Source organism: Methylobacterium sp. WL64 (assembly GCF_008039945.1).
GTDB lineage: Bacteria > Pseudomonadota > Alphaproteobacteria > Rhizobiales > Beijerinckiaceae > Methylobacterium.
Genome location: NZ_VRVA01000006.1, coordinates 108,119 through 128,621 on the forward strand (window position 1 = coordinate 108,119; position 20,503 = coordinate 128,621).

At 70.1% G+C, this 20,503-nt stretch carries 16 protein-coding genes; 8 read left to right on the forward strand and 8 right to left on the reverse strand.

The window, feature by feature from the left end:
* Genes FV242_RS05365 through FV242_RS05385 form a run of 5 tightly spaced genes read right to left on the reverse strand, consistent with a single transcriptional unit; the run spans position 1 to position 7,456 of the window.
* The gene (locus FV242_RS05365; protein WP_246692606.1) at positions 1 to 918 is read right to left on the reverse strand and encodes an NmrA family NAD(P)-binding protein; all 918 of its coding nucleotides are present in this window, start codon (positions 916 to 918) and stop codon (positions 1 to 3) included.
* The gene (locus tag FV242_RS05370; RefSeq protein ID WP_147938178.1) at positions 915 to 2,057 is read right to left on the reverse strand and encodes a M20/M25/M40 family metallo-hydrolase; all 1,143 of its coding nucleotides are present in this window, start codon (positions 2,055 to 2,057) and stop codon (positions 915 to 917) included. The genes FV242_RS05365 and FV242_RS05370 overlap by 4 nt, the downstream gene beginning before the upstream one ends.
* Positions 2,054 to 3,523, reverse strand: coding sequence for a M81 family metallopeptidase (locus FV242_RS05375; protein WP_147938179.1), 1,470 nt, complete (start codon positions 3,521 to 3,523; stop codon positions 2,054 to 2,056). Before FV242_RS05375 ends, FV242_RS05370 begins: the two co-directional genes overlap by 4 nt.
* 34 nt (positions 3,524 to 3,557) lie before the next feature.
* The gene (locus FV242_RS05380) at positions 3,558 to 5,915 is read right to left on the reverse strand and encodes a penicillin acylase family protein (protein WP_147938180.1); all 2,358 of its coding nucleotides are present in this window, start codon (positions 5,913 to 5,915) and stop codon (positions 3,558 to 3,560) included.
* Positions 5,912 to 7,456: an acetolactate synthase large subunit gene (locus tag FV242_RS05385; protein ID WP_147907345.1), complete on the reverse strand. Its 1,545-nt coding sequence runs from the start codon at positions 7,454 to 7,456 to the stop codon at positions 5,912 to 5,914. The genes FV242_RS05380 and FV242_RS05385 overlap by 4 nt, the downstream gene beginning before the upstream one ends.
* A 207-nt stretch (positions 7,457 to 7,663) precedes the next feature.
* Here FV242_RS05385 and FV242_RS05390 point away from each other — a divergent pair, with 207 nt between their 5' ends.
* Both FV242_RS05390 and FV242_RS05395 read left to right on the forward strand, forming a co-directional pair.
* Entirely contained in the window at positions 7,664 to 9,265 is a 1,602-nt protein-coding gene (locus FV242_RS05390) for an ABC transporter substrate-binding protein (protein ID WP_147938181.1), read from the forward strand.
* Between the two features lie 5 nt (positions 9,266 to 9,270).
* The gene (locus FV242_RS05395; protein ID WP_147938182.1) at positions 9,271 to 10,662 is read left to right on the forward strand and encodes an amidase; all 1,392 of its coding nucleotides are present in this window, start codon (positions 9,271 to 9,273) and stop codon (positions 10,660 to 10,662) included.
* 559 nt (positions 10,663 to 11,221) lie between these two features.
* On the opposite strand, the gene FV242_RS05400 is transcribed toward FV242_RS05395, so the two are convergent.
* Entirely contained in the window at positions 11,222 to 11,911 is a 690-nt protein-coding gene (locus FV242_RS05400; RefSeq protein WP_147938183.1) for a sigma-70 family RNA polymerase sigma factor, read from the reverse strand.
* 200 nt (positions 11,912 to 12,111) lie between these two features.
* Between FV242_RS05400 and nthA the strand changes: the two genes are divergently transcribed.
* Genes nthA through FV242_RS05415 form a run of 3 tightly spaced genes read left to right on the forward strand, consistent with a single transcriptional unit; the run spans position 12,112 to position 13,741 of the window.
* The gene (gene nthA, locus FV242_RS05405) at positions 12,112 to 12,765 is read left to right on the forward strand and encodes a nitrile hydratase subunit alpha (RefSeq protein ID WP_147938184.1); all 654 of its coding nucleotides are present in this window, start codon (positions 12,112 to 12,114) and stop codon (positions 12,763 to 12,765) included.
* Complete coding sequence (gene nthB / locus FV242_RS05410; protein WP_147938185.1) at positions 12,762 to 13,421, forward strand: nitrile hydratase subunit beta; 660 nt, start codon at positions 12,762 to 12,764, stop codon at positions 13,419 to 13,421. The genes nthA and nthB overlap by 4 nt, the downstream gene beginning before the upstream one ends.
* Positions 13,418 to 13,741, forward strand: a complete 324-nt coding sequence (locus tag FV242_RS05415; protein ID WP_147938186.1) for a nitrile hydratase accessory protein — start codon at positions 13,418 to 13,420, stop codon at positions 13,739 to 13,741. Before nthB ends, FV242_RS05415 begins: the two co-directional genes overlap by 4 nt.
* Here the strand turns inward: FV242_RS05415 and FV242_RS05420 are convergent.
* Positions 13,729 to 14,604 (reverse strand): MBL fold metallo-hydrolase, encoded by an 876-nt coding sequence (locus FV242_RS05420; RefSeq protein ID WP_147938187.1) that lies wholly within the window; start codon positions 14,602 to 14,604, stop codon positions 13,729 to 13,731. The genes FV242_RS05415 and FV242_RS05420 overlap by 13 nt on opposite strands.
* A 161-nt stretch (positions 14,605 to 14,765) precedes the next feature.
* Positions 14,766 to 15,785 carry an SDR family oxidoreductase gene (locus FV242_RS05425; protein ID WP_147938188.1) on the reverse strand — a complete coding sequence of 340 codons (1,020 nt, stop codon included), beginning with the start codon at positions 15,783 to 15,785 and terminating at the stop codon, positions 14,766 to 14,768.
* A gap of 192 nt (positions 15,786 to 15,977) precedes the next feature.
* Between FV242_RS05425 and FV242_RS05430 the strand changes: the two genes are divergently transcribed.
* From FV242_RS05430 to FV242_RS05440, 3 genes are all read left to right on the forward strand, one after another.
* Positions 15,978 to 16,238 carry a hypothetical protein gene (locus FV242_RS05430; protein ID WP_147938189.1) on the forward strand — a complete coding sequence of 87 codons (261 nt, stop codon included), beginning with the start codon at positions 15,978 to 15,980 and terminating at the stop codon, positions 16,236 to 16,238.
* Positions 16,239 to 16,595: 357 nt separating this feature from the next.
* Positions 16,596 to 20,009 (forward strand): acyl-[ACP]--phospholipid O-acyltransferase, encoded by a 3,414-nt coding sequence (locus FV242_RS05435; RefSeq protein WP_147938190.1) that lies wholly within the window; start codon positions 16,596 to 16,598, stop codon positions 20,007 to 20,009.
* 103 nt (positions 20,010 to 20,112) lie between these two features.
* Positions 20,113 to 20,391, forward strand: coding sequence for a hypothetical protein (locus FV242_RS05440; RefSeq protein ID WP_246692607.1), 279 nt, complete (start codon positions 20,113 to 20,115; stop codon positions 20,389 to 20,391).
* Positions 20,392 to 20,503: the final 112 nt, after the last annotated feature.

Below are 20,503 nucleotides of genomic sequence, written 5' to 3' on the forward strand. Positions count from 1 at the left end.
CTACCGGCCCCGTCGCCGCGCGGCCTCCGTCAAAAAGGCCTGGACCGTGGTCCAGCGCAGGTCCGGGTAGCGGGCGTTGTCGAGCGGCGTGAGCCGCGCCCGCCCCTCGAACATGTCGCGCAGGTACTGCATGCCCTGCCAGGGCGGGAACACCGTGCCCCGCCCCGGCGCCAGGGTGCGGGCGACCCGGATCATCAAGCTCAAGGTCCCGAGCCCACCGGCGCGCAGGGGCCGGTAGCGGGTGCCGAAAACATCGCCCGCCGTCTCGGCCAACGTGCGGGCGCTGAGGCTGTCGCCGGCGACGCGCAGCCAGCGCGGCGCCTCGGGGTCCAGGGCTGCCCGGGCCGTGAAGGCGGCGGTGTCGTCCTTCGTGGTGAAATCGAGGATCTGGTCGGCGCTGCCCCAGCAGAGCACCCGGTGCGGACGATGGAGGATCAGCGGGGCCTGCCCGTCGAGCAGTTCCATGAATGCGCCGCTGAGCACCGAGGTGGCCTGGATCGGCGCGGCGTCGAGCCGGGCCTGAAAGGCTCGGCGGAGGTCGAGGTTGCGGTTTCCGCCGGGCGCGGTTTTCGCATAATCGATCGCGAAGTCGGACGGGATGAAGCGCGGGACGCCGGCCCGGACCGCGCCCTCGAGCAGGGCGGTCTGCGCGTCGATCACCGTGCCGCTCAGACCATTGAGCGCCGAAACCACGCAGCCGGCGCCAACGCAGGCTGCCTGCCAGCTGCCCGGGCGTCCGGGGCCGGCCTCCACGATGCGCGCGCCGAGGGCCGTGAGCGGTGCCGTCCGGGCGAGATCGGTCCCGGGCCGGACGATGGCGGTCACAGGCGCACCCTCGCGCCGAAGGGCCCGCACGATCCGCAGTCCGAGGTCGCCGGTCGCGCCGGCGACGACGACCGTCACGGGGTCCGCGCTCACGGCTGTCCCACGGCGCCGAGATTGGCCAGCAGAGCCGCGAACAGGCGCGCCCGCCGGGGCAGCGTCTCGATCAGCACATGCTCGTCGAGGGTGTGGTAGCCCTGGCCGAGCGGCCCGAGACCGTCGAGAGTCGGGATGCCGTTGGCGCCCGTGAAGTTGCCGTCGGAGCCGCCTCCGGCGCTGCGGTGGGGCAGGGTCTGGCCGAGAGATTCGCTCAAGGTACGCGCCTGCTCGTAGAGGGCCATGCAGCCGGCATCCGGCTCCCAGACCGGCCGGGTGACGCCCCGGGTGACCGAGAAGTGGACGCCGTCCTGCTCGCCCGTCAGCGCCAGCATCCGCTCGACCCCCCGGTCGAGGTCCACCTGGCGCTTGGCCATGCTCAGCGCTTGGCCGCGGCACAGGGTCGGGACGCAATTGACCCATTGCCCGCCCGAGACGATCCCAGTGGAGAAGGTACAGTCGGCGTCCGACATGGCGTCGATCGCCAGGATCATCCGCGCCATGGCGCGGATCGCCGAGCGGCCCTCAAGCGGGGACGCGCCAGCATGGCTCGGGCGGCCGAACGCTTCGAGGTCGAAGCGCGCGATGGCGTAGCGCCCGGTGACGACGCCGTTGTCGGCTTGGCCGGGCTCGGGCACCAGCACGATTGCGTGGCGGGCAGCCTCGGCCTCGATCAGGTCCCGGGTCGAGGGGCTGCCGACCTCCTCGTCGCCGGTGAACAGGAACGTCACCGGCAACGGCGTCTCGATCCGGGACGCCGCCAGGGCCCGGATCGCCGCGAGCGCGATCACGTTGCCGCCCTTCATGTCGAGGATGCCCGGCCCATAGGCACGGTTGCCCTCGATCCGCCAGGGCAGGCTCCCGAGGGTGCCGACGGGATGCACGGTGTCGAGATGCCCGAGCACCAGGATGCCGGGCCGGTCAGGATGCCTGTGCGGGAACCGGGCGCGGACGCAATCGCTCAAGCCCATCGATCCAGGAATGGTCTCGACCGCGGCCCCGGCGACCGCGAGGTCGCGCGCGGCCAGGCCCATCATGCGGTTGACCGCGGCCGCGTCGTGGGTCGGGCTCTCGCATTCCACCCAAGGACGCAGCGTCGCCAGGATCGCGTTGGCATCGAAAGACAGGTCCGGGGTCATCGGGCGCCCTCGGCGAAGGGATCGGCAACCTTGGGCCAGTAGCGGTCCGAGCGCTTGGTGTAGGGAATCGCACCGTAATCGGGCGGGACCGCGCCACGGGCCGCGACATAGCGGACCTCGCTCGCGATCGGTGCGAAGGCGGCATAGAAATGCTGCATCGATTTCACCACCACGATCCGCTTGTCGTCGAGGGTCAGCCCCAGCCCCGTGAAGGCGTCGGGCGCGAAGGCCTGCTGGCGGATATTGGTCAGGACCACGTGGATCCCGTCGGCCTCGACCCAGGCGGCGGGGCCGAGGTGGGCCCGGCCGCCGCTGAGGCCGCCCTGGCTGTGATCCTCGGAGAGGCCGCGCACGGTGATGCGCAGGTCCACGGGATCGCCCGAGGTCACGCCGCACTTGCCGCCGATGCGCAGCACGAAGGACGCGCCGAGCCCGGCCTCGTGGCAGATCCCGACCGCGCCCGGATCCCAGATCAGCCCGAGTGCCACATCTTTGATACCGCGCTCGGCCAGCCGCGCCAGGATCGCGGTGTTGTCCGAGGGCGCTCCGGCGCCGGCATTATCCGCGAAGTCGGCCAGCACCATCGGGCGCGGATCGCCGGAGGCGAGCGCGGCGTCGATGGCGGCATCGATCGTATCGCAGCGGCTCGCCGCCGCCTCGCGCATCGCCCAGACTGCGCCGGCGAGTTCGTTCGCGAGCGCCTGCGCCTTGGCGGCATCGCCGTCGGCGACGACCAGCATCTTGGCGCCGACATCCGGCACGTCGCCCCATGGGAAGCCGTGCCCGAAGGAGACCGACAGGATGCCGTCCCGGCCCTCCAGGGCCTCCATCCGGCGCACGAAGCCCGCGACCGGCTCGCGGGTGGTGCGCCACATGTTGACCATCCGGCAATCGGCATACGCCATCACCGGGCGGATGTTCTTCGCCACCGTGCGCATCACCAGCGGGTAGAGGTCGCGGGCGCGGTCCACGATGTCGGTGTGGGGGTATTCCTTGTAGATCACGATGATGTCGGCGCTCCGCCGCATCGTCTCGGTCAGGTGGCAGTGCAGGTCCAGCTCGAGGCCGATCGTGACGTCGGGCCCGACGATGGCGCGGACCCGCTCCAGGGTGTCGCCCTCGCAATCGTCATAGCCCTCGGCGACCATGGCGCCGTGCATGAACAAGAGAACGGCATCCACCGGCATCGCGGTCCGGAGATCGTCCAGCAGCGCGTCGCGCAGCTCCTCGTAAACGGCGCGCAGGGTGATCCCCCCCGGCTGCGCGAAGGTCGAGACGCTCTCGACCACCTCGTGCCCGTCCGCCTCGGCCAGCTCGCGCCAGGCCTTGAGGCCGATATTGCTGAGGCGGGGCGGGTTTTTGCTGCCGTCGCGGCGGGCATAATCGGCCAAAAAGGCCGCCCGGCCAGTGGGCAGCGGCGCGAAGGTGTTGGTCTCGGTGGCCAATCCGGCGATGAAGATCTTCAAGGTTTTTCGGTCCCCGTCTTCGACCCGCCGCCGGTCAGGCGGCGGCCGGGCTCAGCGTGATGATCGTCTCGGTGGCTGCCTCCACGGTCGCGCGTCCGTAGAGCATCGGCACATGGTGCTGGCGCCCCCAGACGGGAGCCAGGTCGCCGTAATGCGGGCTGCCCGGGTCCCCTGACTGTCCGGGCACGTTGATGAAGACCGAACGGTCCCAGTCACCCACATCCACGACCATGCGGAACGAGGCACCGTGGGTCAGCCGGAACGTGTCGGTCCGGTACTCCGCGTGCATGACCGATGCCGCGGCGCCGCCGATGGGCAACGGACCGACATCCCAGTCCAAATTCGGCCGCAGCGGCGAGAGCGGATGCGCGAACAGGGCCTGGTGCAGGCGGCCCCAGGACCAGGTTTCCGGGTCCTGACCCATGCGAACACGGCAATCCCGGAACGCGGCGCCTAAGGTCTTGATGAGGAGAGCGTCGCGCGTGGCCGGCTCAAGGCCCGTCTCCAGCCGCTCGATCAGGCTCTGCGTGTCGCCGGGCGGCAGCAGGCGCTGCGTCTCGGCATCCGGCACCAGTGCCTTCAGCAGCGCCGGGCGCAGGTGGCGGGCCCAGACCACCTCGATAAGAGCAGCCGCCGCGGAGTTCTCGTGCAGCGTCCCGTCGAACGCGGCCAGCAGGGCCCGGGCCGCGGCGACGTCGGGATCCGACACCGCCGGAAGCGCGCGGACCAGCCCGGCGAGCCGTAGGGCCGGCTCGGATAGCGCGTCGCCCTGAAGGGCCTGGGAATCCGCCAGGCTGTGACGGGTCTGCCCGTCGAGCACCGCCCGGACGCGGCGGGCGCGCCAGGGCTCGGCCCACTCGAAACCGACCTTGCGGGTCTCGGCGGGAAAGTCCGGCGGCAGGTTCATCTCGTTGGCGGTGGCAAGGTAGCCCTCCGGCGGGTCGATGCGAGAGGGCAGGGTGGCCGGATCGTGGAATCCGGCCCAGTCGTAGCGGCCGTCGCCCGGCACCGGCAGCAGCCCGTCATGGGACGGCCGAACCGGTGCCTTGCCGGCCATGAACCAGGCGATCCGCCCGGTCGCGTCGGCGTAGAGCTGGTTGACGGAGGGGGCCGACCAGTGGCGCAGGGCCTGCCCGAACGCCTCCGGGGTCGTGGCGCCGAGATAGGCGAGACTGCCGAGATAGGCGGCAGCGCCCGGATCGGACCAGACCGTGCGCAGCGCGAAGGCGCGTCCGCCCGCCTCGCGGAGCACCGGACCATGCCGGGTGAAGCCGAGCACCGAGGTCTCGTCCGGGCCGCCACGCACCGGGATCGTCTCGATGACCCGCTCGATCCGCTCCCAGCCACCCTCGTACTTGTAGCGGTCGGCGTCATCGGGATCGGTCTCGCAGACGAAGAGATCCTCCTGGTCCATCGGCGCGATGGTCAGGCTGAAGGCCGCATGGCCGTTATGGCCGATCGAGATACCCGGCAGCGCCGGCTCGCCGGCCCCGATCACGTCGAGCCCCGGCGCGGTGAGGTGGACCGCGTAGCGCAGCGAGGGCTGCAGATAGATCCTGTGCGGGTCGCTCGCCAGGATCGGGCGGCCGGTCTCGGTGCGGGAGGGCGCCACCACCCAGTTGTTCGAGCCTTCGGCCGGCTCCCTCGGGGCGGCGCGCGGCCCTCGCGTGACGGCGCCGTGCGCATCGACCCTGGTCCAGTCCCAGGCTTCTTCGCGCGTCGCCGCCATCCGCTCGGGCGTGAACCCGACCGGGGCGGTGGCCAACCGGAAAGCGTCGAGGAGATCGTCAGGCCAGCCGGCGGCGTCGATCCCGTCCGGGATGACCGGATCGTGCGGCGGGCTCATCCGCTTGCGCAGGTCGTCGGCGGCCAAGCCGGCCTCGCGGGTCTCGGCCCTGGCCAGCACACGCGCGCGGGCGACTTCGGACAGGACGTTACGCACCAGCCCATGGCTGCGGATTCGGACCACGTCTTCCGGAAGCCATCGCGCCGGGCGCGTGTCCGTCAGGGCGAATTCCGGCGGCAGCAGCGCCGGCCGCGCCTCGGCCAGCGCCACGAAGGCGTTGATCCCGTCCGCGAAGGCCGTGACGATCGCTTGCGTGTCCTGCGGCCCGTAGGCGGCCCACTCGTCCGCCATGTCGCCGCGATACAGGAACAGCCGGGCGGCGCGGTCCTGGGCGAGGTAGCCCGGCCCAAAATCCGCCGCCAGCAAGCCGAGGCCGCGCTTGCGCCAGAGGTCGAGCTGCCACAGCCGGTCCCGGGCGGCGTTGAAGCCCTGGGCCCGGAACGCGTCGAGGGTCGTTCCGGCCCGGATATGTGCCAATCCCCAGCGGTCGACCCGGATTTCCACCGGGCCTTCCAGCCCGGTGAGCGGGTAGGTGGTGCGGCTCACAGAGCCACTTCGATCAGGTGCGGGCCGGGATTTGACAGGGCGTGCTGGAACGCCGCGATGAAGTCCTCCAGCGTTTCCACCCGCCGGCCCTCCACCCCGAAGCCCTTGGCGAGACTGACCCAATCCAGGGCGGGATCGTCCAGGCTCAGCATGCCGATCGCCTTGGGGCCGGGATTGAGCGCGCCGACATTGGTGAGTTCCGCCCGCAGGATCGCGTATGAGCGGTTCGACCAGACCAGAGTCACGACATCGAGCCGCTCGCGGGCCTGGGTCCAGAGCGCCTGCACGGTGTAGAGCCCGCTGCCGTCGGCCTGGAGGTTGATCACCTTGCGGCCCGGGCAGGCGATCGCCGCCCCGGTGGCCATCGGGATGCCCAGCCCGATCGACCCGCCGCTGAGCTGCAGCCAGGAATGCGGCGCCGCATCCCGGGTCAGGGCGAAGAAGTTGCGGCCCGTGGTGATCGACTCGTCGCAGATCACCGCGCCCTCCGGGATCAGCGCGCCCAGGACCTGGCCGATCGTGTCCTGGTCGAGGGGCCCGGAGGTGGGAAGCTTCGGACGCGGGTTCACGGCGACAGGCGCGGCCGGCGGGGCTTCCACCGCCTCGGCCAGCCGCTCCAGTGCGTCGATCTGGTCCTCCTCGGGGGCGGCGAGGGTGATGGTCGAGGCTCCCTCCGGCGCGAGAAGGCTCGGCTTGCCCGGATAGGCGAAGAAGCCGACCGGCTGGGTAGCGCCGATCAGGATGATGTGGCGGAAGCCCTTGAGGGCCTCGATCGCCTGATCGATCGGGTAGGGCAGGCGCTCGATCGGTACGGTGCCGGCGCCCCGGTCGATCCGGGCGTTCGAGGTCATCGCCATCAGCGTCGCGCCGGTCTTGCGGGCGATCCGGTCGGCGATGACCCGGCCCTCGCCTCGCACCGCCCGGTCGCCGAGATGCAGGAGCACCGGTTCGCCGCTGGAGAGCACGGCGACGGCGGCCGCGATCGCGGCCTCCTCGGCCTTGGCCGGCTCGGGGATCGCCGGCACAGGCGCGATACCGGTACCGGGGTCCCACGCGGTGTTGGCCGGCAGGACCAGGGTCGCGACCTGCCCCGGCGCGGTGCGGGCGGCAGCGATGGCGGCGGCGCCGTCCGCGCCGATCTCGGCCGCGCTCATGCCGGTGTGAACCCAGGACGACATCGGCCGGGCCAGCCCCTCGATGTCCGAGGTCAGCGGCGCGTTGTACTCGCGGTGGTAGGTGGCGTGCTCGCCGACGATGTTGACGACGGGGGTGCGCGCCTTCTTGGCGTTGTGCAGGTTGGCCAGCCCGTTGGCGAGACCCGGCCCGAGATGCAGCAGGGTCGAGGCCGGCTTGTCGGTCATGCGGGCATAGCCGTCCGCGGCGCCGGTGGCCCCGCCCTCGAACAGGAACAGCACGCAGCGCATGCCCTCGACCCGGTCGAGCGCCGCCACGAAATGCATCTCGGACGTGCCGGGATTGGTGAAGCAGACCTCGACCCCGCCGGCGACGAGGGTCCGAACCAGGCTCTCGGCCCCGTTCATCGTGGTTGGCGTCCCATCACTCACGGGCAACTCCCTTCCGGTCCGGCTCGAGCGTCCGGCGAATCGCATTCTTTATTATCGTGGCGCAGCCCGTGCCGAGCGCAAGGGCCGAAACGCGCGTTGCCCGGTCATCGGGCGCCTAGACTATCGCACGATCTGGCGCGAGATTTGCCGCTGGCGTCCCGCAACTTCGACGAACGGGATCCGATGAAATTTCGCCGCCTGATTGCCGCCTCCCTGGCTGGTTCCTTCGCTCTGGTCCCCGCGGCCCGGGCCGAGAGCGTGCTGCGCATCGCCATGACGGCCTCCGACATCCCCACGGCCACCGGGATGCCCAACAACGGCTTCGAGGGCATGCGCTTCCTCGGCTACCCGATCTTCGAAGGTCTGGTGCAATGGGACCTGAAGAGCACCGACAAACTCGCCGGCATCATCCCGGCCCTGGCCGAGCGCTGGGAGCAGGATCCCAACGACAAGACGATCTGGACCTTCCACCTGCGACAGGGCGTCAGCTTCCATGACGGCACCCCGTTCAATGCCGACGCGGTGGTCTGGAACCTCGACCGCTACTTCAAGAACGACAGTCCGCAATTCGAGCCGCAGGGGGCCGGCATCTCCCGGGCCCGGGCGCCCCTGGTCGGGACCTACAAGAAGATCGACGAGTCCACCGTGCAGATCACGACCACGCAGGTCGCGTCGTACTTCCCCGACATGGTCGTCTACCTGCTGTTCACCTCGCCCCAATCGTTCGAGAAGGCGGGCCGCGACTGGGCCAAGGTCGCGGCGCTGCCGGCGGCCGGCACCGGCCCGTTCAAGATCACCCGCGTAGCCCCGCGGGAATCGGTCGATCTGGCCAAGTTCGACGGTTACTGGGATCAGAACCGGATGGCCAAGGTCGACAAGGTCCGGCTGATGCCCATCCCCGAGGCGAATGCCCGGGTCGCCGCCCTGCGGTCGGGGCAGGTCGACTGGATCGAGGTGCCGGCGCCCGATGCGATCCCGTCCCTGAAGCAGGCGGGCTTCGCCATCACCACGGGCTCCTACCCGCATGTCTGGCCGTACATCTTCAACATCGGCGCCAAGGACAGCCCGCTGAAGGACGTGCGCGTCCGCCAGGCGCTGAACTACTGCGTCGACCGGGCCGCCATCGTCGAGCTGCTCAACGGCACGGCCGAGCCGGCCTCGGGCTGGCTCAACGACAAGGACCCGAATTTCGGCGCGCCGAAGAACCGCTACGGGTTCGACGCCGCCAAGGGCAAGGCGCTGCTGGCCGAGGCGGGGTACTCGGAGAAGAAGCCGCTCAGCCTCAAGGTGATGATCTCGTCCTCGGGCTCCGGCCAGATGCTGCCGATGCCGATGAACGAGTACCTTCAGGAGAACCTGAAGCAGGCCTGCAACGTCGAGCTGAGCTTCAACGTGGTCGAGTGGCAGGTGCTGCTGAATTCGAGCCGGGCGCTGCCGGACGCCCCGGGCCTGCAGGGCTCGATGGCCCTCAACGTCTCCTCGCCCTCGTCCGACCCCAGCGTGATGGCGCGCTACTTCGCGGGCGACCGGTTCCCGCCCGGCGGCTTCAACTTCCCGAACTGGAAGGACGATGCGTTCGACGCCGCCCTGAAGGCGCTCGCCGAGACCGACGACGCGAAGGTGATCGATGCGCAGACGGCGCTCGCCCACGAACGGCTGGTGGACAACCCGCCCTGGCTGTTCATCGTGCATGACCTCAACCCACGCGGGATGTCGAAGAAGATTCACGGCTTCGTCTCCCCGCAATCCTGGTTCGTCGACCTCACCCTCGTCAGCGTACAGTGATCCCGATGGCAGATCTGAATCCCGTCGATGCGTCCGCGGCCGAACTCGCCCGGGCCATCAGTTCGAAGTCCTTGTCCCCGGTCGACGCTGTCGATGCGCTGCTCGGCCAGATCGAGCAAATGGAGCCCAAACTCCAGGCCTTCACGGAGGTGTTCGCCGCCGATGCACGCCTGGCTGCCGAGGGCGTCGAACGGGCGATCCGGTCGGGCCACGCGGTTGGACCGCTCCACGGCGTCCCGGTGGTGCTCAAGGATTTGATCGACCTTGAGGGCCGGATCACCATGGGCGGCTCGGCCGCCCACCGGGCGCGCCGGGCCGAGCGCACCGCGACCATCGCCCGCCGACTGATCGCACAGGGCATGATCGTGCTGGGCAAGACCCACACGGTGGAGTTCGCCTATGGCGGCTGGGGCACCAACCAGCATCTCGGCACCCCCTGGAACCCATGGGATCTCGAGACGCCGCGCACCCCCGGCGGGTCGAGTAGCGGTACCGGCGTCGCGGTGGCGGCCAGGATGGCGCCCTGGGGCATCGGCACAGACACGGGCGGATCGGTGCGCCTGCCCGCCTCCTTCTGCGGGCTCACGGGCCTGAAGGTCACGGTTGGACGCGTCTCGACCTGGGGGATCGTGCCGCTGTCGACCACGCTGGACACGCCGGGCCCGCTCGCCCGCACCGTCGAGGACACCGCGCTCCTCTACGAAGCCATCTCGGGTCCCGACCCGCTCGATCCCACGACCCGGGGGATCGCCCCGGACGCGCCCTGGTCGATCCTGAACCGCGGCGTGCGCGGCCTTCGGCTCGGGCGCATGCCGGACGCCGAGCGGGACGGTGTCGCCCCCGACATGCTGCAGGCCTACGATGCGGCCCTCGATCTGCTGGCTCGGCAGGGGGCCGAGATCGTCGACGTCGTCCTGCCGTTCCGGTTCAGCGAATGCGTCGCCATGAGCGGCATCACCAACGCCGAGGCTTATTTCGTCAACGGCGCCCTCGCGGAAGACCCGGCCTCGCAGCTTGGCGACGCCGTGCGGGCCCGGATCCTGGCCGGCGCGAAGGTTACGGCCCAGGAGTATCTCAGCACGCTCCAGCGCCGGGCCGCGATGAAGCACGCCTACGCCGCCGCCCTCGACGGGATCGATGCCCTGCTGACGCCGACGACGGAATGCGCCGCCGTAGCCCTCGCCGAGGTCGACGAGGCGCACCTGCCGTCCCGGTTCACCCGCTTCGGCAACCTCCTCGACCTCTGCGCCCTGGCGCTGCCCGACGGCTTCACCGCCGCCGGTCTGCCGCTCTCGCTGCAGATCGTCTGCCGGGGTTACGACGAGGCGACGGCGCTACGGATCGGCCAAGCCTATCAGCGGGCGACCGACTGGCACCTGCGCCGTCCGCCGGTGTGAGGCCACGAACGATCGGCACCGCATCGCTCTCCGGCTCCGCGGCGGAGCGCGATGCGGCAGGACAGCGTGAGGGCAGCGCGGCCGCACCGCGCTGAACTGACGATGCAGCACCAAGCGGCGCCGCGCACGATCTATCGAGGCAACCCCAAGTCCCTCCGATCCGGGCCGCAAGCGATCTGACGGTCGGGATCTGCGGCTGGAGCCGCACGTGCAGAAAACCGATCTCACCGACGATACATAGACAGCCGGCCACGCGTGCCGGACCCTCTGCGAGGAGACCGAGCCACCACGTCGCCGCCACGCAAGCGAAGGCGAGGAAGCAGGCGGAAAGCGCAGCACGCGCGGGGTGCTTCCACCGCCCCTGCGCTGGTCCGTCTTCGTCCTGGGATGTCGGAGCCATCTGCGGCTCCCGATAATGGAACCGCAACGATCCTGTACGATGAAATTTGGCGTTGACCTGAGCACCCAGGCCCATTCCGGGCGGGTCGCCGCTTGGTCGACGCGGATGGTGACACGGCCCTTCGCGATACGGCCCCTCGAGCGGAGCGAACCCGCGCGCTCAGGCAGCCGGCGCCTGGCCCGACACCACGACGCCGAGTGTATCGAGCAGAGACGACCGCGCCCGGCTGACGCGGCTCTTCACGGTGCCGACCTGGCAACCGAGCTTGCTCGCGGCCTCCTCGTAGGTGTGGCCCTCGGCGCCGACCAAGAGTAGCGCCTGCCGCTGCGCCGCCGGGAGGGTCCCGAGCTGCTTCCAGACGACCTTGAGAGTGCTGGCATCCTCCTGGTCGGACAGGCTGGTCATCTGGCTCGCGTGGGTGCCGTCCACGTCCTCGACCTCGCGCCGGTTCTTGCGCAGCTCCGAGTAGAACTGGTTGCGCAGGATCGTGAACAGCCAGGCGGTGAAGTTCGTCCCGGGCCGGAACCGGGCCTGGTTGGCCCAGGCCTTCACGAAGGTCTCCTGCACGAGGTCGTCGGCCCGGCTGACGTCGCCGACCAGCGACAGCGCGAACGTGCGCAGCGCGGGAAGCGCCTTGATGATGTCGCTGCGGAAATCGAACGCCACGACCTGGCCGTGCGCCGCCACGGCCGCCTCAAAGCGCTCCATCAGAACGGCGAGCTGGGGTGGCAGCGGCTCCTGCTCGACGACCTGGAAATAGTCCTGGATCGGCAAGGCGAGATGCTGGCCGAGGATCGTTGCGTATCGAGGCGGGGTGCTGCCCGAGGGGTTCGATCCATCATCGATCATGCGCGTTCCCTGCGGTCGAAGACTTGGTATACTGGAATGGCTCTAACCCGGTATCTCGGCAATCCTGAACCGTTACCAAACGCTCCCGACAGCATCGGGAAATTTACGCAGACTTGCTGAATGGCGAAGACGGTCGTCGCACCCTCCCTGTGGCGGCCGGGCGCGCAACGATGCAGAATGCGGGTCGCCAGGAGAGCGGGATGAGCCAGGACGACCACGACCACCACCACGCCCACGACCATGAACATCCGCACGGCAGCGAGCTGTCGCCGCTCGAGGCGCGAGTCCGCGCCCTCGAGTCCCTGCTGACCGAGAAGGGCTACATCGAGCCCGCCGCCCTCGACGCCCTGGTCGAGCACTACGAGACGAAGGTCGGGCCCCACGCGGGAGCACGGGTGGTGGCCCGGGCCTGGGTCGATCCCGATTATCGCGCCCGGCTGCTGGCCGACGCCACCCCGACGATCGCCGAGCTTGGTATTGGCGGTCGTGGCGGCGAGCACATGGTGGTGGTGGCCAACACCCCCGAGACCCACAACCTCGTCGTGTGCACGCTCTGCTCCTGCTATCCGTGGCCGGTGCTGGGCCTGCCGCCGGTCTGGTACAAGGCGCCGCCCTATCGAGCGCGGGCGGTGATCGATCCGCGCGGCGTGCTGGCCGAGTTCGGCGTCACCATTCCCGAGACCACGCGGATCACCGTTTGGGATTCCACCGCAGAGACCCGCTACATGGTCCTGCCGATGCGCCCTGCCGACACCGAGGGCCTTTCCGAGGAGGCTCTCGCCGCCCTCGTCACCCGCGATGCGATGATCGGCACGGGCCTGCCCGGGCTGCTTCCAGCGGAGATGCCCCTATGAACGGCGCCCAGGACCTCGGCGGCGCGCACGGCTTCGGGCCGGTGGTGCCCGAGCCAGACGAGCCGGTGTTTCACGCCGCATGGGAGCGCCGCGTCTTCGCGATGGCGATGGCCATGGGCTACACCGGCGCCTGGAACCTCGACGGCAGCCGTGCCAACCGCGAGTCGCTGCCGCCGGCGCACTATCTCGCGTCGAGCTACTATGAGATCTGGCTGGCGGCCCTGGAGAAGCAGATCGCCGCCACGGGCCTCGCCACGCCGGAGGAAATCACAGCGGGCCGGGCCTCCGCGCCGGCCAGGCCGGTGGCACGGGTGCTCGCCCAGGACGGGCTGGAGGCCCGCTTCCGGGCCGGCTTCCCGAGCAGCCGCGACCCCGCCGCGCCCGCCCGCTTCACGGTCGGCGACGCCGTCCTGGCCCGGAACATCCATCCGACCGGGCATACGCGCCTGCCGCGCTACGTCCGCGGGCGGCGGGGCCGGATCGAGCGCATCGACGGCGCCTTCGTGTATCCCGATACCAACGCCTACGGCGCGGGCGAGAACCCGACTTGGCTGTACACCGTCAGCTTCACGGCCCGGGAATTGTGGGGCGAGAGCGGCGACCCGGGCGGGATCGTCACGGTGGCGGCGTTCGAACCCTACCTGGAGGCGGCGTGAGCGTCCCATCGCCCAAAGCCTTCGCGGCCCCCTGGGAAGCGCAGGTCTTCGCCCTGGTGGTGTCCCTGCAGGAGGCCGGGCTGTTCACCTGGGCCGAATGGGCCGAGCGGATCGGCCGGGAGATCCGGCCGGACGACGGGCCCGAGCGGGCGGCCGATTACGGTGCCTGGCTCGCGACCCTGGAACAGATCCTCGCGCAGCGCGGGGTTGCCCCTCCCAGCAGCGTGGCCGCGCGGGCCGAGGCGTTCCTCCGCGCCGCCGCGGCCACGCCCCATGGCCAGCCGATCCACTTGGAGAACGATCCGCTCTATCGGTCGTGATCCGTGAGGCCCTCGAGGGGCACCGGGGCGGCGTGGGGCCGGCCGGCCAATTGCGCGTCGATCAGCGCCAGAACCTCGCGCCGTCCGCAATTCTTCGCGGCTTCGAAGGGCGTCCAGGTCTGATCGAATTCGAACTGCGCGAAGACGGCGCGGTAGCGTTCCAGTTCCTTCGGCGTGAGCGGCACGCCGCGGACGAAGGCCTTGTGCGCCGAGATCGTCGTGGCCCGGCGCGGGTCGGCGGGGTCGAGCTCGAACTTCAGCGCGTCGCCGCAGAAACAGATCTTTCGGGCTCTGTCGAACAGGACGGCGTGGCCGTCGAAATGGCCGGCGGTGCGGTGCAGTTCCAGGCCCGGCAGCGGCTCCAGGACGTCGTCGTAGGGCCAGCTCACCTGCAGCGCCGCGCTCCAGGTGAAGTCGGCCGCGGGCAAGCACAACTCGGGGTCGAACCGGTCCTGCAGTTGCACGAGGGCGCCATAGGCATGCGGGTGTGAGGACGAGAGCACCCGCATGCCGCCGAGCGTCTCGATCTGGTCCAGGGCGGCCTCGCTGAAAACCGGGCAGCCCTCGAAGCCCATATTCCCGTTCTCGGTGCGGATCAGGTAGGCCGAGGGGCCGATGCCGGAGACGGGCTCGTTCCAGAACCGCCACACGCCAGGCTCCAGTTCCTGCCAGTGGCAGGGAAAGGCATCCTGCGCCTCCCGGGTCGTGCGGAATCGCCAGCCGTCCTGCGGCACCACGTGGCGAGCGTCGAGGCACATCGGGCAGGACGGGGGCGCCTCGAAATGGCGCTGCCAGAACCCGCAATTGTCGCAGGTGTAGGCGGGCAGGTTCAGGGCGCCCGCGAAGGGCAGATAGCCGGGCATCGTCTCGAGCCTCTCCTGGCGAATGGTCCCGGATTCCCAAAGGGCTCAGCCCTTTGGCCGGCTTCGGGGGTGGAACCGCCCGAAGCATCGGGCGAAGCCCGACACCAGGGGTCCGCCCTGGACCTGCAAAAGGTCTCAGACCTTTTGAAACCAGGACGTGTCTAGTGGGTCCGGTCAGGTAGCGCAGCGCGCCGCGAGCGGGAGGCCGCCACGGCAGCGCCGGCGAGACCCAGCAGCGCGAGCCCGGCCAAGCCGCCGACCACCGCGTCGCGGGTGCGGCTGGTGACGAACTCGCTGCGGGTCGATTTCATCCGATCGTTGAACCGCCCATCGATGCCGACATCGCCGGGCACCGGGTCGAACAGGTTGCCCGCCATGTCCGGGATCGTCGTGTCGGACAGCTGCGCCGACCACATCGTGGCAGCCTTACGGTCCGCCAGCGCGGGGGCGAGCGCCTGGGCGGCAGCCATCATCATCGACGAGCGCCCGACCCAGACTTCCCGGCGCGGGTGCTCGGCGGCGTATACGATCGCCTCCGCGCAGAGCCGCGGATCGAACACCGGATCCGGGGCATACTGGCGGTGGCCGGTACGGTTGCGCGCCCAGTTGAACTGCGGCGTGTTGACGGCCGGCAGGTAGACCACGCTGAGGCTCACGGCGACGTTGTCGTGGAGCAGTTCGCAGCGCAGGGCGTCGGTGAAGCCGGAGACGGCGAACTTGGCCGCACAATAGGGCGCCTGGAGCGGCGCCGCCCGGATCGCCAGACCCGAGGAGACCTGGATGATCGCGCCGCGGTTGCGCCGCTTCATGTAGCGAAGCGCCGCGAGCGTACCGTAAACCTGGCTCAGGTAGGTGGTCTCGGTGACCCGCCGGTACTCATCCGGCGTGATCTGGTCGGCCGGGTTCACCACGGTCGCCATGGCGTTGTTCACCCAGGCCCGGATCGGGCCGAGCTCGGCCTCGATCCGGGCTGCGGCCGCATCGACGGCCTCGGCATCGGCGACGTCCGCCGCGATCGCCAGGACCGGCTGACCGTAGGCAGCGAGCGCCCGCTCGGCGGCGGCGAGCCGCCCGGGATCGCGCGCCACCACCGCCACCGACCATCCGCCGGCGGCGAAGCGATGCGCGGTCGCGAGCCCGATTCCGGCGGTCCCTCCGGTAACGACTGCAACCCGTGCCATCCTGGCCTCGCCTGAGTGGAGAAAATCGCAGCGGCAACGGGTGCCGACGCCCACGGTTGCGCCGCACCGCCGTGCCGGAACGTCACGGCCACCGGTCTTTTTGGAACCCGGCGCGCAACGTCCGCCGACGAGCGCTGTTGATCCTGCGTAGTCGCGCGCTCTCGGCGTGCAGCCGGCCTAAGGATCGCAGCCATGCGCTACGGACGACGGTTCTCCCTGCCGATCGATCCCTGGCCGCAAGCCTCGCTGGGTGAGCGGATGTCCGTCGGCCTGGTCCTGACCTTGCTGCTGCTGGTGCCGTTCTGCGCTGCCAGCGCCGTGATGGTGGTGAGCGCGGCCATCGGGACTTACATCGCCTGGTCCTACGATCTCGGCGCCTCCCTGCGGGGCGCGATTGAGCGCCAAGTCGGCAAGCTCGCAGACAGGCATGGCCGGACCGTCCGGAAAGCTTGACCCGAAACGCGACAGCAATCGGGCTCGGATGCTGGCCGGCCTCGTGCGCCTGCGGCGACCCGATGAGATATCAAGACCGAACCGGAGCCGGCTTGCAAAGCTTGACCCATCATCGGTCGGATTGGGTCATCTGCACTGAAGCCCCGCTCCGTCTTTGCAAGCAAAGCGCGCTGAGGCAGCGGGCGATCTCCCAACCTTGACGCAGCACCGGCACGATTCCTCGCGCTCTCGAGGACGAAACTGTCGGGATGACGCGCAAACCGGTGTATGGCGACCCCACAACCACCGCGTCACGCAGGTCCGATTTGACCTCGACGCATCGAGTGGGCCAGTCAGGTTCGGAACCGAGAGATCGCCATGTTCCGTTCCCTGATGAGTGCCCGGCGCTTCGCGCCGCTGTTCTGGTGCCAGTTCTTCTCGGCGTTCAACGACAATTTCCTCAAGAACGCGCTGGCGTTCCTGATCCTGTTCGGGATCGGCGGGCAGGCGGATGCCCATGCCGGTGTCCTGGTCACCTTGGCGAGCGCGGTGTTCATCGGGCCGTTCTTCATCCTGTCGGGCCTCGGCGGGCAATGGGCCGACCGGTACGACAAGGCGCTGATGGCCCGGCGGCTCAAGTTCGCCGAGATCTTCGCGGCCGGCACCGCGGTGATCGGCTTCCTGCTGCATTCGGTCCCGGTGCTGTTCGTGGCGCTGGGCCTGTTCGGGACGATCGCGGCCCTGTTCGGGCCGATCAAGTACGGGATCCTGCCGGACCATCTGCGCCGCGAGGAGCTGCCGGCCGGCAACGCGCTGGTCGAGGCCGCGACCTTCCTGGCGATCCTGCTGGGTACGATCGCGGCCGGCGCGGCCTCGGCGATGGGCGGCTCCGGCCTCGTGTTCGGTGCCCTGGTGATGGGCTTCGCGGTCCTGTGCTGGCTCTCGGCCCGGATGATCCCGCCGACCGGGGAGGGGGCGCCGGACCTTCACGTCGATCGCAACGTGGCGCGCTCGACCGCCTCGCTGCTGCGCGACCTCTGGGCCGACACGCGCCTGTGGCGCGGCTCCCTGACGGTGAGCTGGTTCTGGCTGGTCGGCGTCGTGGTGCTGTCGCTCCTGCCGGTCCTGGTGCGCGACGCCTTCAACGGCACCGAGACCGTGATCACCCTGCTGCTGGCACTGTTCTCCGTCGGCATCGCGGTGGGATCGGGGCTCGCCTCGTGGCTCGCCAGCGGCCGGATCGTGCTTCTGCCGACGCCGGTCGGGGCGGTTCTGATGGGCCTGTTCGGCCTCGACCTCGCCTGGACGATCGGACATCTTCCGCCGCCGTCCACGGCGGCGATCGGACCGTTGGACTTCCTGCGGACCGGCGACGGCCTGCGCACCGCCATCGGGTTCCTCGGCCTCGCCATGTCGGGGGGCCTCTACATCGTCCCGTCCTTCGCGGCCGTGCAGGCCTGGACCGAGAAGGCGATGCGGGCCCGGATCATCGGGGCGGTCAACGTCGTGACCGCGGCGTTCATGGTGGCCGGCACCCTGGCGCTGGCGGCCCTGCAGGGCGCGGGCCTGTCGATCGCCAGCCTGCTCGCGGTCGTGGCGGTGCTGAACCTGATCGTCGGCGCCGTGGTGTTTGCGACCCTGCCGACCAGCCCGTTCCGCGACGCGCTCTCGATCCTGTTCCGGGCCTTCTATCGGCTCGAGGTCCGCGGACTCGACAACGTCGCGGCGGCCGGGCCGAACTGCATCCTGGCGCTCAACCACGTCTCGTTCCTCGACGCGCCGCTGGCGCTGTCGCTGCTCGACCAGGAGCCGGTCTTCGCGGTCGACAGCGGAATCGCGCAGCGCTGGTGGGTGCGGCCGTTCCTGCGGGTCACAAGGGCGATGCCCCTCGACCCGACCCGGCCGCTCGCCACGCGGACGCTGATCAACGCGGTCAAGAATGGCGAGACCCTGATCATCTTCCCCGAGGGACGGCTCACCGTCACCGGCAGCCTGATGAAGGTCTACGACGGCGCCGGGCTGATCGCCGACAAGTCGGGCGCCATGGTGGTGCCGGTGAAGATCGACGGGTTGGAGCGTACCGCGTTCTCGCGCCTGTCCCGCGGGCAGGTCCGCCATCGCTGGTGGCCCAAGGTGACCGTGACGCTAATGCCGCCGGTGCGGCTCGCCGTGGATCCGGCGCTGCGCGGCAAGGCCCGGCGTCAGGCGGCCGGGGCAGCCCTCTACGGCATCATGTCCGACCTGCTGTTCCGCACGGCCGACACCGACCGGGGCCTGATGGCAGCGCTGATCGAGGCCGGGGACCGCCACGGCTGGCGCCGCACCGCCGTCGAGGATCCGGTCACGGGCCGCCTGTCCTACAGCCGCCTCGTCCTCGGCGCGAACGTGCTCGGCCGCAAGCTGATGCCGCTCGCCCCGGAAGGCGGCCGGATCGGCGTGATGCTGCCCAACGCTAACGGCGCAGCCGTAACCCTGTTCGGCCTGGCATCGGCGGGCCGGGTGCCGGCGATGATCAATTTCTCCGCCGGCGCGGCCAACGTGCTCTCGGCATGCCGGGCGGCGCAGGTCGACAAGATCCTGACCTCCCGGGCCTTCATCGAGAAGGGACGGCTCGGCACCCTGATCGAAGCGATCAAGGGACAGGTCGAGCTGATCTACCTGGAGGACGTGCGCGCCACCGTCACGACGCCGGACAAGATCCGCGCCCTGCTGGCCGGGCGCAAACCCCTGGTGCGGCGCACGGGCGAGGATCCGGCCGCGGTGCTGTTCACCTCGGGCAGCGAGGGTACGCCCAAGGGCGTGGTGCTGGCCAACCGCTGCATGCTCGCCAACGTGGCCCAGGTTGCGGCCCGGATCGATTTCGGCCCGACCGATAAGGTCTTCAACGTACTCCCGGTGTTCCACGCCTTCGGGCTGACCGCCGGGCTGGTCCTGCCGCTCGTCTCGGGGGTGCCGGTCTACCTGTACCCGTCGCCGCTGCACTACCGGATCGTCCCGGAGCTGATCTACGGCTCCAACAGCACGGTCCTGTTCGGCACCGACACGTTCCTCGCCGGCTACGCCCGGGCCGCGCACGCCTACGACCTGCGCTCGCTCCGCTACGTCGTGGCCGGGGCCGAGGCCGTGAAGGAAACGACCCGCAAGACCTGGGGCGAGAAGTTCGGGCTGCGGATCCTGGAGGGCTACGGCGTCACCGAGTGCGGACCCGTCGTCGCGCTGAACACGCCGATGTTCAACCGCTTCGGCACGGTCGGGCGGATCCTGCCCGGGATCGAGACCCGCCTCGAGCCGGTGCCCGGGATCGACGATGCCGGCCGCCTGTCGGTGCGAGGCCCCAACATCATGCTGGGCTACCTGCGGGCGGAGAAGCCCGGCGTCCTGGAGCCGCCGCCGGGTGGCTGGCACGACACCGGCGACATCGTAGCGATCGACGCCATGGGCTTCGTGACGATCAAGGGCCGGGCCAAGCGCTTCGCCAAGATCGCCGGCGAGATGGTGTCGCTCGCCGGCATCGAGGCGCTCGCGGCCGAGCTCTGGCCGAACCAGCCGAGCGCGGTCGCGGCGGTGCCGGACGCGCGCAAGGGCGAGCGGCTGGTGCTGTTCACGCAGGAGAAGGGCGCGACGCGTCCCGCCTACCAGAGCTTCGCCAAGGAGCGCGGCGCCTCCGACGTGGCGATCCCCGCCGAGGTGGTGGTGCTGGACGCGATCCCGATGCTGGGCAGCGGCAAGGTCGACCAAGTCTCGGTGGTCAAGCTTGCGCACGAGCGGGCGAAAGAAACGGCGGCAGCCTGAAGGGCCGTCCCATCCCACCCCCGCGCGTCCCCCAAACGGGGGATGCGGGCGGCATCGCGTTAGCATGGTATCACGAATACAGTCATGATTCGATCAATCTTGAGTGATCGAGATTCAGGGACTGAATTCCGCGATTCGCGCGTGTGTCGACGAGGGGTTGATCATGCAAAAGGGCAGGCGATTTCCGATCTGGCTGACTCGGCGGGCCTACTTCAAGCGTCTCGAACGCTGGGCGAAGCCCGGCAAGGCGCGCAAGCCCGCGCCGCCGAGCGCCGAGATCGCGCCTGCAATGCTGTCGTCCAACGTCGTGCCGTTCCCGATCCACCTGGCCCAGGCGAGCCGGCCGGCTTTCCCGGACCTGCGCGGCGTCGGCATCGGCTGAACCGCCGCCCCGGGCCTTGCCTGCCGCGGCGGATCGTTGAATCTGTGCGCCCTGGCAGACCCGGGATCTGGAGGATGCGTGCCGCACCATGGGCCTGATCCCGGCGCGGCCG